The organism is Pseudomonas sp. GW821-FHT04D07 (assembly GCF_059420225.1).
The window spans coordinates 178383-190882 of sequence record NZ_JBWKTH010000007.1; the positions used below are offsets into that span (position 1 = coordinate 178383).

The 12500-nt window shown below is 58.2% G+C and carries 14 protein-coding genes, 1 other RNA gene and 1 pseudogene; 2 read left to right on the top strand and 14 right to left on the bottom strand.

Annotated features, from left to right (window positions below):
• Positions 1 to 64: 64 nt before the first annotated feature.
• Positions 65 to 1018, bottom strand: coding sequence for a GlxA family transcriptional regulator (locus AC07T0_RS11915; RefSeq protein ID WP_495001440.1), 954 nt, complete (start codon positions 1016 to 1018; stop codon positions 65 to 67).
• A gap of 288 nt (positions 1019 to 1306) precedes the next feature.
• Positions 1307 to 1669 carry a winged helix-turn-helix transcriptional regulator gene (locus tag AC07T0_RS11920; RefSeq protein WP_495001361.1) on the bottom strand — a complete coding sequence of 121 codons (363 nt, stop codon included), beginning with the start codon at positions 1667 to 1669 and terminating at the stop codon, positions 1307 to 1309.
• A 113-nt stretch (positions 1670 to 1782) separates the two neighbouring features.
• On the opposite strand from AC07T0_RS11920, the gene AC07T0_RS11925 reads away from it, so the two are divergent.
• Complete coding sequence (locus AC07T0_RS11925) at positions 1783 to 2517, top strand: SDR family NAD(P)-dependent oxidoreductase (RefSeq protein ID WP_495001362.1); 735 nt, start codon at positions 1783 to 1785, stop codon at positions 2515 to 2517.
• A gap of 74 nt (positions 2518 to 2591) precedes the next feature.
• Complete coding sequence (locus tag AC07T0_RS11930; RefSeq protein ID WP_495001363.1) at positions 2592 to 3194, top strand: NADPH-dependent F420 reductase; 603 nt, start codon at positions 2592 to 2594, stop codon at positions 3192 to 3194.
• 538 nt (positions 3195 to 3732) lie between these two features.
• On the opposite strand, the gene AC07T0_RS11935 is transcribed toward AC07T0_RS11930, so the two are convergent.
• The 12 genes and pseudogenes from AC07T0_RS11935 to ssrA form a co-directional block, all read right to left on the bottom strand.
• Positions 3733 to 4170 (bottom strand): hypothetical protein, encoded by a 438-nt coding sequence (locus AC07T0_RS11935; protein WP_495001364.1) that lies wholly within the window; start codon positions 4168 to 4170, stop codon positions 3733 to 3735.
• Positions 4151 to 4918 carry an SDR family NAD(P)-dependent oxidoreductase gene (locus AC07T0_RS11940; RefSeq protein WP_495001365.1) on the bottom strand — a complete coding sequence of 256 codons (768 nt, stop codon included), beginning with the start codon at positions 4916 to 4918 and terminating at the stop codon, positions 4151 to 4153. The genes AC07T0_RS11935 and AC07T0_RS11940 overlap by 20 nt, the downstream gene beginning before the upstream one ends.
• Positions 4919 to 4926: 8 nt before the next feature.
• Complete coding sequence (locus AC07T0_RS11945; RefSeq protein WP_495001366.1) at positions 4927 to 5697, bottom strand: SDR family NAD(P)-dependent oxidoreductase; 771 nt, start codon at positions 5695 to 5697, stop codon at positions 4927 to 4929.
• Position 5698: 1 nt separating this feature from the next.
• Positions 5699 to 6847, bottom strand: a complete 1149-nt coding sequence (locus AC07T0_RS11950; RefSeq protein WP_495001367.1) for an oxidoreductase — start codon at positions 6845 to 6847, stop codon at positions 5699 to 5701.
• A 13-nt stretch (positions 6848 to 6860) separates the two neighbouring features.
• On the bottom strand, positions 6861 to 8060 hold the full coding sequence (locus tag AC07T0_RS11955) for an AfsA-related hotdog domain-containing protein (protein ID WP_495001368.1): 1200 nt from the start codon (positions 8058 to 8060) through the stop codon (positions 6861 to 6863).
• Entirely contained in the window at positions 8057 to 8587 is a 531-nt protein-coding gene (locus tag AC07T0_RS11960; RefSeq protein ID WP_495001369.1) for a DUF2867 domain-containing protein, read from the bottom strand. The genes AC07T0_RS11955 and AC07T0_RS11960 overlap by 4 nt, the downstream gene beginning before the upstream one ends.
• Before the next feature lie 13 nt (positions 8588 to 8600).
• Positions 8601 to 9194 carry an NAD(P)H-dependent oxidoreductase gene (locus AC07T0_RS11965; RefSeq protein WP_495001370.1) on the bottom strand — a complete coding sequence of 198 codons (594 nt, stop codon included), beginning with the start codon at positions 9192 to 9194 and terminating at the stop codon, positions 8601 to 8603.
• A gap of 144 nt (positions 9195 to 9338) precedes the next feature.
• Complete coding sequence (locus AC07T0_RS11970; protein WP_495001371.1) at positions 9339 to 9914, bottom strand: acyl-homoserine-lactone synthase; 576 nt, start codon at positions 9912 to 9914, stop codon at positions 9339 to 9341.
• Between the two features lie 159 nt (positions 9915 to 10073).
• Complete coding sequence (locus AC07T0_RS11975) at positions 10074 to 10790, bottom strand: helix-turn-helix transcriptional regulator (protein ID WP_495001372.1); 717 nt, start codon at positions 10788 to 10790, stop codon at positions 10074 to 10076.
• Between the two features lie 175 nt (positions 10791 to 10965).
• Positions 10966 to 11136, bottom strand: coding sequence for a hypothetical protein (locus AC07T0_RS11980; RefSeq protein ID WP_495001373.1), 171 nt, complete (start codon positions 11134 to 11136; stop codon positions 10966 to 10968).
• A 418-nt stretch (positions 11137 to 11554) separates the two neighbouring features.
• Positions 11555 to 11903, bottom strand: a pseudogene (locus AC07T0_RS11985) (integrase arm-type DNA-binding domain-containing protein); the annotation flags it as partial.
• Between the two features lie 186 nt (positions 11904 to 12089).
• Positions 12090 to 12481: a transfer-messenger RNA gene (gene ssrA, locus AC07T0_RS11990) on the bottom strand.
• Positions 12482 to 12500 lie beyond the last annotated feature (19 nt).

Sequence of the window (12500 nt, forward strand, 5' to 3'; positions counted from 1 at the left end):
CGGGTCTGACCGCAGTGGCCCGGGTGGCCACTGACTGCGCTACGCGTGCTGATGGGGCGTCGATCTATCCGCGTTCACCGTTCAATCTGCTCTCGCGGCGGACCGATTGCGGCGGATGTCCATGCAGTTTGACGAAGGCCCGGCGCATCCGTTCCGGATCGGTGAACCCCACCGCCAGGGCAATCTGTTCGATCGGTTCACTACCATCGCGCAGGCGCAGGCACGCCGCTTCAACGCGCAAGCGCTCGACCGCCTTGGCGGGCGTTTCACCCGTTTCCCGGCGAAAGGCTCGTCCGAATTGTCGCAGGCTCAATCTGGCGGCCTCGGCGAGTCGCTCGACAGGTAGCGCTTCAGCCAGATGTTCCCGGGCAAAATTCAGCGCAATGCGGATGCGATCCGACTCCGGCTCCATTTGTGACATGGCGGAGAATTGCGACTGACCGCCTGGTCGACGATAGGGCACGACCAGCAGCCTGGCGGTATCCCGCGCGACTTCCGTGCCCATATCCCGTTCGATCATGGCGAGCGCCAGGTCGATGCCGGCGGCGATGCCCGCGGATGTCCAGATATGTCCGTCCGCTATATAAATACTGTTCCCCCCGACTTTGATGCCAGGGAAGCGCGACTGCAATTGAGCGGCGTACAGCCAGTGCGTCGTGGCCCGGCGTCCGTCCAGCAGGCCGGTTTCCGCCAGCAGAAACGCTCCCGTACACACGCTTCCCACCCGCGAGGCCTTGGCCCCCAGTTTCTTGGCGGCGGCGATGTTTTCCGCTGTCCGCATCGGCTCGATATCGCCACCAATGAACAGGATGGTGTCAAACCTGCGCCTGCCTGCCGCCGGCTGGGTCTCGATCGGAAGGCCGGCATTGCCCAGCACTGATCCTCCCGCCTGCGAGATGACCTGGAGATCATAGGGGGTATGGCCAGCGGCGGTGACCACCTGATTGAACGCCGAAAGGGGGCCGGCAAGATCAAGAGCATCATGGCCATGGCAAACGAAGAATCCGATTCGATGCATGATGAGGTCACTCAAAATCCGGGAGGGCGTATTTTGCGGGAAACCCTCGGATAGCGCCATGGCAAGTCAGTCGCGCTGCGTCACGTTTCCCCCGGTCAGTCGATCGTAGGAAGGACGAACCTTTCACTGAACGTAAGATTGACCCCTATGAGCGGTCCGCCGGTTTGCTGGAGTCGGCGGCATCTTTCCTGAAAGCGCGGAATGAGCAAGGCGGCGAGCGCGCCCGATAGATATGCCCACACCATCGGCAACAAGGTGCGGCGACTCAGCGGTTCTTCAGCCTCCTGCTTAGGGCAAAGCGTCGCGCTTGGCGAAGATGCCTGCCATTTCCGCCGCGTTCTCGGTCCCCCAGGTGCACAGCGGGACGATCGCCTCAGCCAGGCTGCGACCGAGCGGGGTCAGCGCGTAGTCCACACGTGGCGGCACCTCCTTGTAGTCGGTCCGCGCCAGCACGCGGTCGGCTTCCAGATCCTTCAATTGCTGGATCAGCACCTTGTCGCTGACGCCCGGGATCAAACGCTTGAGCTCGCCGTAGCGCTTCGGGCCATCGCGCAGAAAAAACAGGACCAGCGGTTTCCACTTGCCCGAGATGATGCGCAGCGTGGCGTTCAGCCCACAACCGGTATCGCAGATTTCAGAAGTCGTCGTCATTTTTTGATACTTACCAAAAGGTGCATACTTGTCCTTAGGTTATCAGGACCGCATCCTTGTCTTCAAGCAAGCAGTTTCCTGCTTGCGTAGAACTCCTACGAAGGATGCACGACATGACCAGACTGAATGGAAAGACCGCTGTGATCACCGGTGGTGCTACCGGCATCGGCCGCGCAGCGGCAAAGCGCTTCATCGAAGAGGGCGCCTTCGTCTTTATCTTCGGCCGTCGGCAGGACGCGCTCGACTTCGCTGTGGCCGAGCTCGGGCCCAATGCCCGTGCGGTGAAGGGCTCGGTCTCCGATCTGGACGACCTCGATCGACTCTACGCGGCGGTGAAAGCCGAGCGCGGAACCCTCGACATCGTCTTCGCCAATGCCGGGGCGGGAAGCCAGCTTGCGCTCGGCAAGATCAGCGCCGAGCACATTGACGAAACCTTCGACACCAATGTGAAGGGCACGATCTTCACGGTCCAGAAGGCGCTGCCGCTGATGGGCCCGGGCGGCTCGATCATCCTGACCGGATCGAGCGCCGGCACCACGGGCGCTCCGGCATTCAGTGTCTACAGCGCGAGCAAGGCGGCAGTGCGCAACCTCGCACGGACCTGGGCGGAGGACCTGAAGGGTACGGGCATTCGAGTAAACGTGCTGTCGCCCGGGCCGACGGCGACCGATCTCGCGAAGGAGGCGTTGGGCGAGGAGGGCATGAAGGTTTTCGCCGCGATGACTCCGTTGCAGCGCATGGCCGATCCGGCGGAGATCGGAGCGGCGGCGGCCTTTCTCGCATCGTCGGACAGCAGCTTTATGACCGCCAGCGAGCTCGCCGTTGACGGCGGCCTGGCGCAACTCTGACGCGTCACGCCCGAGCGGGCGCTCCATTCGAATATTCGGAGCACCGTAGGGCGTGCTGAACCCAAGGAGAATATATGAGCTACGCAATTATCGGCTTCGGCAAACTCGGCCAGGCCCTGGCCAAGGCGTTTGCCCGCAAGGGTATCGAAGTATCCGTTGCCACCACGCGTGACCCGGAAAGCTTTGCATCCGCCGCGGCCGCTATCGGATCCGAGATTATTCCCAATACACTGGCGGAAGCGGTCAAGGCGGACATCATCTTTTTGGCTGTCCGTTACGAGTCGCACCGGGATGTCGCGAAGGCGCTGCCGACTTGGAAGGGCAAGACCATCATCGATGTGACCAATGCCTACGGCGTGTCCCCTGAGGCGCTGGGAGGTCAGCCTTCTTCCAAGGTCGTCGCGCAGGCTTTCACGGGTGCAAGACTGGTCAGGGGCTTCAACCACCTGGTCGCTAGCGTCCTTGACCAGGATCCGGCTGTAAAGGGTGGCAGGAGAGTCGTGTTCCTGGCGAGCGACGATGATGGCGCCGCCGCGCAGGTAGGTACGCTTGCGGAACAGCTCGGGTTCTCGCCGATCAAACTGGGTGGACTTTCGGAAGGTGGGCTGCTTGTGCAGGCGCGCGGAAATAGCTGGGGTCAACTGATCTTCAAGGACTTGGTCAAGTTCGATGGATGAGTCGGGGTTGCGAGTTTTGATGCGATCCTGCTTGGTCTCACGGTCACGCCATCGATCTGGTGCTCTTCAATCCCATCGGTCAGCGCGGCGCCCGAGAAGCACACGATGCGTAGCGGCGGATAGTTCATCTTCGGTGCACGAGCCTTGTTCGGAATAGCCAGCCAAACCTCAAAATGTGCAAAGCGCCGCATTGTGCTGGCGCAAAGGCGTGAATCGATTGCTGATCGGCGGCCTCTTCCGACGCATCCAGGTCTCCCATATGAAGCTGTGCGCCAGTCGCGCATTTTGGTTGGTTGCGTACCCTCGGGCATCAGGTAGACCAACGCCTTGGCCAGGAACTGGTGATGACCACGGTGCGAGCCGTTGACTTCAACCGTGCAGCCAGCTGTAAGGGGCGCCGTAGAGTTGCTGGACGGTCTGTGCGGAGTCGGGCACCGAGGAGGGCATGGTCATTACCAAAAGGAGATACTTAGTAATGATAAGTATCATCGGCAAGATATTCTACCGTTCCATTGCCCGCAATCGGTGCCCGACGGGATCAGTAAGAGCGGGCTCCTTGTCGGGTGGGTTTGGCGACGTTGCGCTCGAATAATCTGTGGGAAAACTCCAGTACCGCCAACACCAGTTGAACGGCACCCAGCACCAGTAAGAAAGGCGAAGCGCCACCGCTGACGGCCAATACCTGCAGTACCACTACGATCACGCGCAGCAAGGCGCTGAGACGGGCGTGTTCGCGCGTGGGGGCTCGCCAACGCACAAAGCCCCACACAAGGTATGCCCAGGCGCCGATGTTGAGCAGGAACATGGCCGTGGGGTCGAGCGTCGAGAAGCGGCTGTCGAAGCCCAGTTGATGATCGAGCCATTGGATCAGTGAATAGGCCCAGACGGACACCATCGGCAAGGCGAATGGAGCCATTGCAAGAATGTCGTATACAGCGCCGACGCGTATGATTTTCTCATGTGTGGATTGGGTCATTGCGAGTCTCCTCCTGGAGTGGCTGGTTCAACAAGTCGCGAATTTCTTGGAACTCCCCCGATTTCAGTCCGTTACGATGGCGCTCGGCCAAGACTTGGACGATATGCCCAGCGCGGGACTCGGCGTCGACGATGTAGCCGGGAACTGCCGCTCGTTGCCGCAGCGCGACAAGATCGCTGAAACGTTCATCCGCCGCCATGATGGTCCGCGCCACAGTCGTCTGGACGTTGCAGAGCCCCAGAACTGCAAAGAATGTGTGTGGATTTTCCAATTGATAGATTTTTGCCAGAGCGTTCAACGCCGCCTTGGATACCGAATATGAGAGCATCCCGGCACGTTGGCGCAGTGCCGAAATCGATGATGAGAAGACCACGGTACTGGGGGGCTGCGTCGCACTCAGCATGATGTCCAGGACCATTTTCACGGCGCCCAGGTTGAGCGCCAAGACGCTATTGAACTCCTGCATCGAGGTCTGCGTGGCCAGTTGGGGTGCGCTGCCGAACCTTCCCGCATTCAGGTAGACGGTCTCTACCGGGGTAGGGGTGCGCGATAGCAACGCCTGCAAGATTGCCGGTGCGCGCTCGATATCGGTCAAATCGCACCGCAGGAAGTGGAAGTGCTCCTGTGGCGGGATATTGGCCGCAGGATTTCGTGACACCGCGAGCACCTCGTCGCCCCTGGCCAGGTGATAGCGTGCCAGAGCGTTGCCGATACCGGTGCTTACACCGGTGATCAATATGCTAGCCATGATTGCCCCTAGAATTTGCCGATGTGATAGCCACCATCGGCGCTGAGCACCGTGCCGGTGATGTAGCTGGATCTCTTGCTCAGCAAAAACACGATCGCGTCGGCGATTTCCTCTGGCAGGGCAAAGCGCTTCATGGCCGTCACGTCACGCTTGCGCTGGGTGTTTTCCGGATGGGCAGCCAGCCGTTCCGGAGAGTTCATACCTCCCAGTGTCGGCCCGGGCGCTACGGCGTTGACGCGCACGGCAAAGCGGGATTCGCTGTCGCAGGCATTCTCCATGGCGGCGACCTGCGTCAAGGCATTGAGCGCTGTCTTGCTGGCGACGTAGGCCGCCTGATTGGCCATAGGCATCACGCCAGCGCACGAGGACACATTGACGATCGCTCCATCGGGGTACTGGCTGATCAATGCCAGTTCTTTTTGCAGGCAGTAAAGGGGGCCGTTCAGGTTGGTGTGGATGACCCTGTTCCAGTCCTGCGGTTGAACTGTCGCGATCGGCGCGTAGGGGGCGGTAATGCCTGCATTGTTGATTGCGTAGTGCAAGCGATCAACCTCGCCGGCCACCGTCGCGAATGCCTCGGCTACTGAAGTTTCCGACGCTACATCGCAAAAGATGAACTGCGCCGAAGCACCTAGTATCTCCAGAGCGGCGGCGGCCTTTTGCTGGTTCCTGCTCATGAGGAACAGCCGCGCGCCTGCTCCGGCCAGTTGCTTTGCCACCGCCAGGCCGATGCCGCTTGCACCGCCGGTGATGACGATGTTCTTGTCTTGAAATTCCATGTTATTGATTCCCGTAATGGATGTGAGCGGGACGCTTGTAATGCTCATTCACACAGCAATACACCCGCTCGAGTTGCGGATTGCTCTTGTCCCGAAAGCAGTTACCGTCAAACCGGCATTGCTGGACCTGATCTTCATGACCGGAGAGTGACTTGCTGATCAGGTCGTTATCGGCAAAAAGGGCTCGGCTCATGCCGATCAGATCGCAGTGACCAAGCCGCAGTTGATCTTCTGCCTCCTGCAGGGAGCCAATGAAACCGGCATAGCCGACCGGGAGGGAGGTGAACGACTTGATCAGGCGTACCCCTTCGACGAACTGTCGCTGAATCGTCGGATGGGCAGAAAGCATGTAGCGGAAGGTTTCCTTGATGGTGATCGAGCACATGATTGCCGACGTCCCGGCGTCCGACAGGGCCGCCACGACGTCCTCGAGCAGTTCCGGTTGCTGCCCGTTCGCGCCCAGACAATCATCGATGCCCAGGCGCACGGAAACTTCCAGGTCTCCAGCGGTAACCCTGTGAATGCGGTCGATGACTTCCAACAGGAACCGCGCTCGCTTGAGCGGGCTGCCGCCATAGGCGTCACGGCGATGGTTGGTCCAGGGCGACAGAAAACTGCTCAGCAGATAGCCGTTGGATGCCTGGAGCTGGACCATCCTGGCGCCGGCCTGTCTGGCACGCAGAGCCGCTTGGGCAAACTGATCGCAGACAGCGTCGATGTCCTCGACACTCATCTCTACCAATAGATCGGCACCGCTGCTGCCGGATAACGCACTGCGGCTTGGGCAAAGCAGCGGTTGGCCGCTGATCTGCGTGCCACCTTGGGCTCCGTAATGCTGAAGTTGCACCACCACCGGACAGTCCCGCTGGTGGCCGTACTCCACCAGCGGCGCGAGCTTTTCCATGTTGGCATCGCTGTGCAGGCACAGGCCACGCGCATGCAGACGCGTGGAGGGCGCTATGGAGGAGTTGCCCAGCACCACCATGGCGCAGCCACCATCGATCACATGTTGATAGAAAGTGAGCATTTCTTCGGACAGCGAACCGTCCGAGGTGGCCAGGTCGATGCCCATCGGGGCGAAATACAACCGGTTTTTCAGCGAAACGCTCTGACCGATCACCAGTGGGCGTTGTGACATCTCATAGCTCATGGGCGCACGATCCTCATGCCACGATTTGCTCGTGGGCGAGAGGGGCAGGCGAAGAGGCAGCGGCCCATTGCATCTGCCCGGCAAAGAAGCAGTGGCACTTGATCGTTTCACGGAGCTCGCTGGCCTGGTCCTTGGACAGCTTGCCGAACACCAGCACCCGCTGATCGGATTCGCTGGTGGAGCAGATCGAAGCGACTGGCAGGCTGAGGAAACCACCCCCTTCTATGTAGAGCGATACGGTACTGACCGTGCTCCAATCGATGGCCCCGGCTTGATGAGTCACCAGCACTCCCAGTACCGAGAGCAGGCTCAGCCTGGCGTGCAACACGCTATCGGCGTGATGCACGAGGATATTCTTGGGCAAGCGATCGGAAGGGGCAAACCAATGATCCTGAGGGTAGTTCAACGAGCGCATGCGTTTGAACAGCGGTAACTTGATCACTGCGCCTTGCAGCCAAAGACGCGACACCAGCCGACCGTTCTGATAGAAGTTCGCGCACTTGTCGATGGACTTGGGTTGTGATCGCTTGAGGCCCTTGGCCTGCTGCACCACGATTTCGACTTCATAGGCCGATTCGGTGTAGGCATTGAAGGAAATGCGCAAGTCTTCGATGGAAATGGAAACTGCGCCACGCTGGTGTCCCAAGTAGTTGTAGACATAGTGGTACATGGCTTGCCTGGCCACTTCGATCAACATCAGGCCCGGCACATGTTCGTGCTGCTTGTTGTAGAAGTAGTAATTCTTGGTGTCGTTGATCAACAGATAAGACCCCTGCCTGGCCTTATCCCACTGCGCGAGCGCTTCAAGGCATTCGATCATGCGTAATACCTGGTCGGACGGTATCTCGGCATCACCGCCCTGAAAATGCTGGGCCAGGTAGCGTTGGGCCTGCTGGGGGATGAATTCAGCCGTGAGGATGAAGTGGTCGCCGCACTCGGTATAGAAATCGGTCAGGCGGATCTCGAAGGTGGAGAGTGTGCCCGCCTGTTCCGCGCTGATGGTCAAGGGCAGATAGCGCAGCACATACTGGCCATCTTGCGCACGGTACAGCTCCTTGAACAGAGCCTGATCCTGCGCGTTGCCAGCCAGTATTTCGGCACCGATCGGAGCGCTGAGAAAACTGGGCAGAATCAGCCTTGGTCGAGCGATCAGAACATCCTTGGGTGTGTCTTTGTGCAACAGATGAGGGTCAATCGAGTCTGCGCTGTTCATGAGTTGCGATCTCCAAGTGAGCGAGTTGGGGAATGTAGGGGGAGATGGGACAGCAAAAGCTTGATGATGACCCCATGTACCGGCGCCACCGGCAGCATGTACAGGCGGCCGAAAGTATTGAAGGTCTTGACGGAGGTGGTGATATGCAGGCAACGCGGTTGCGTGAGTGTTGCATCGATCGAGACCATGACCGCCAGATGGGTATCGCGTGAGGTCAGTACCAGCTTCTGTGCGCTGATGGCCTCGATGGTGAAGAAATCGAGCTTTTCGCCGACCGCCGGGACGCACTGTGGTGTGACGCCCGAGAACCCGCCGATCCTCTCGACGTGAAAGTGCTGCGAGATGCTGTCGCGCAGCCTGAACGCGCCTTTGAGCCAGGCGGGCGTCGCGGCCGTCATCAGGCAGTACAGTTCGAATACCGTGGATTCGGTGTCGATGATCGCGCTGGCCGAATGCAGAAAACCCAGCTCATGGTGCGCGGCCACCAGGCTGGCGCACGGTGGGATCTGGTCGTTTGGCGTCTTCATGATTGATGACACCTTATTGCAGCAGGGCGATTTGCGCCTGCTCGGCCTGCAACAGCATGTTTTCGTAGAGCTGGTCGGCGGATGCCTGGTCCTCAATGACCTGTTCGGCGACATTCTGAGAGGTGACGTCGATTGACTCGTCATCGATGAATACCGATTCGTAGATCCCGACGACAGGCAGGTAGATACCTTTGACGTACGCCACCGTCTGCTGCAAAGGCCTGAGCAATTCATCCAGTGTGTAACGGTTGAACCCGCCAGCGCGGTAGCCTGTGGATGGTGCACCCACCGTGGTGATGATCATGAACTCCTTGTTCTTGAGCTTGTCGCCGCCGCGTGCGTAGGCATAGCCGGGGGTGAACACTTCGTCGATCCACTGCTTCATGATTGCCGGGCAGGAATACCAATACAGCGGAAACAGCAACACGATGCGGTCATGGGCATCGAGCAACGCCTGCTCTGCACGAATATCGAACCCGGTGGGCGTTACCGCGCTGGCCAGGCTATGGACCTTGACGCCACGATGGCTGATCTTGCTCATGATCGCGATATTGACGCGGGAAACCGAGAGGTCAGGATGGCCAGAAATAACAATGACTTTTTTCACGTAGGGCGCGTGTCCTTTATATAAATAAGTCGGTTGGAATGCCGATGCAGCACTATTTAAGAGCAGGTGCCTGAAGTTGTAACCTAACCTTTTGGGGAGGCGGTTTGGCCAACTTGCCGGCAGCGGCAGGCCACTCGTAGTGCTTCAGGCCACTTCTCGATCAACAAGGCTGGGCGGTACCCTGATCCAGTTGGCCATGATCTTGTGCCCGTCGATCACGGTCAGTTTGTCGTCGCAATGAGCGTCGAAGCCCGCTTTGCGCAACAATCGGGCAATCCCCGGCGGAGATACCGTGATCAATTGGCGAACCCCGTGGAGAGCCGCGACCTTGAGCACTTCGTGCAGTAGCGCCACGGCGTTCGGCGATGACAGTGAATGGCCAGTGAAGGTCCGTTGTTGCAGGTCGACGGCGGCAAAACGGGAGATTTCCCAGATGTCCGCGGAATGGGGGAGTGCCTGGCCGCCGATCACCTGGGGAAACACTTCTCCCAGCAGATAGGGCTTGTGCGTGGGCAGCAGCCGCGCTACGCCGACGATGCGCGGGCCTTGATGGGCGATCACATATACCGTGTCGTCGCGATCGAATTGATCCAATTCCTCACCGATCGCACACTCCAGATGCCATCCAAGCTTCTCGACAAATACGCGATAGCGGTATTGCAGCAGGGCCTGCCACAGTTCTATCGGTAAGGTAAGGCGCGTACCCGTGGTCATATACATGAGGAACCCTCGGCAAATAATCGAGGGGGCATTCGGCAGAATAATCGAATGCTTAGGTACTGCTCTTTTGGGCAGGTGTGTCGTCAAGATGCGAGTATTATTATTGTTGTTATCACTCAGCGATGTTAACGCTTCAGAGGTGCGGAAATGAGTGGTGTGTCAGGTGAGCAAGCCCAGTGAAGTTGCGCGCACTACGGTAGCGGTGCAGTTATGGACGCCCAGTTTCGAGCCTGCATTGCGCAGGTGAAATTTGATGGTTTCCCGCGATAGCGAGAGGATCAAACCGATCTCGTAGGCGGTCTTGCCGTCGGCTGCCCACTTAAGGACTTCACATTCGCGCCGCGACAGCGATTTTTCCTGCGGTAATTGCCAGTGCGGTGTCAGCACGCGCAAGAAACCCTGATGGGCGACATGCACCAAAAACCGCATGTATTTTTGATTGGCGGCAAGCTCTTGGGTAGTAATAGGGTCGCTGGGGCGCGCCAGTGTCAGCATGCCGCCGCTGCCGCGGCCGTCCAGACAGGATTGCGCCCAACCGTGGACTAGTCCGGCGGCGTGGGCCTCCTCCCACATCTGCGGGCTTTGCTGGGTCATTTGCTCGTCCCAGACAATCGGTGTCGTCGATTTCGTGCAGTGTTGTACCGTCGGGTCCACGGCCATGTATTCGCATTGGACATAGCGTTGTCGCCACGAAGGCAGAAAATTGTTGCTCATCACGACCTTGGGGCGGGTGACGGGTATGGGGATTCGGATCCCATAGGCGCAATAGTCGAACCCTAGGTGTCTCGCAGTGCTTACGATCCGGGCCAACAATTCAGCTTCGGTTCGGGCATTGTCGATCGTGTCCAGCAGATCATCCATCCATTTCACTGTCATTCTCCTTGAATTGACTTTGTTACGCTCTATCTGCACCGAAAATTACTTTCGGACACACTGATGACGCAGGGTGGTGTTGTCATGGCTTGGTTGACTGGTCGGGCCAGTGATCGGTATTGGGATTACTGGCCCTAGGCAAGGGTAGCCTGACCGCGACGGGAAAACATTGGGTTCTTCACGGAATCCCGGGAAACACAGAAACAAGAACACCGATTTGATGGATGATGTTCGTGTGAGCAAACACATCTAAAAAACCGGCGTTCTTAGGCACGATATTAATACGTTTCTTCCCTTTTGGGCGGGCTTTTCTATTATCACCATCAAACCTGACGGTGACACGCTTCAAATCACACTGACTCCTATTGCTACCCAATGACCCACTTGAGGAGCTTGCCTCCAGCCGTGCACGACCATTCATGAGTATTGCGAACGATCAATTCGTGACTTGCCGATCCTGGGCCACAGCGTTCAGTTAAAAGTGCTGCTACGCCGGGTGAACTGCCGAAACTGTGGCAAGAAGATGGAAGCAGTCAGTTGGTTCTACAGGCGCGCACTACCTGTTCGATCCGGACTTCTGCAACGTAGCCTCTGGCTGGGAAAAGGGCATTGTCGAGAAGAACGTTCAAGACAGTCGACGGCGCATTTGGCTTACCCAAGCCCCACACAATAGATACAGCTTCTCTTTCCCCTGAAAATACCGCGATTAAGCTACGGCAGGCTGCCACGCTTCGGCTTAATGGAGCGCAAAGTATTCTGCTTCATTTTACGGAGTCTTTCTTCAGCTCGAACCAAGCAGTGGCCACCTTCTCGAAAGTGTGTTCAGTCTCAGCGAGTTTGGTTTGCCTTACCTCATCACGCTGGGTTTTGGGATCAGTGCCAAAAGCGAGCAACCCACGTGCCTCTGCGGCTTTCTTAGAGGTTGGGGTATGGACCAAGCGCCATGTTGATACGGCTTCTGGTCAACGGCTCGCGGTAATTGAAATTCCACATCATTGAGCCGCTCGCGCGTACTCGAAGCTGTAAGCCATCGCCGTCGCTGAGGACGAAGTCTTTACCAGTTGCCTTGACTGCCTTGAGCTGGCGATCGGAGAGGCGGGTTGCGTTAGTAGGCATGGGGGCTACCTCCAGCACCGTTTTGGTATCCTGAAAATAGCATTTGGCAGTCCGGGATACCACTTGGGATACCAAAGCGCCTGGAACTCAGAAACCCGGCAAAGCCCCCATAAGCGCTGAAATCCCGGTATTCACTGGATTTCAGGCACAAAAAAAGACGTCCGTGGACGTCTTTAGATGATGAAGTGGTGGAGCCGGGGGGATTTGAACCCCCGTCCGCCAGTACTCCGCTGTCGGTACTACATGCGTAGCCGTGTCTATTAAGTTAACCCGCAGCGACCCGACGGGCAGGGTGCTTTGGGCGAGTTGTGTAAGTTTTAGCCGATTCGTCCACAACGTACTGCACGGCGATTCTGTTCTATATGACAATCATTTTGGGTTTACAGACATCCCCTGATGATTGCTGGCACCGAAGTAGCCAGGAGGAAGGCTAGCGCCGCTTACGCAGCGAGAGCTTGTTCCCCGTAATGGTCGTCATTGGCAACTATAAGTAGTTGCAACAGTGGATTTACGAGTTCTGTTACCAACTCGGCATGCACCTAGAGTTTCGCGACCGGCGTCGAATCCTAAACGGCCCCGTGCCTGCTGTACGTAACC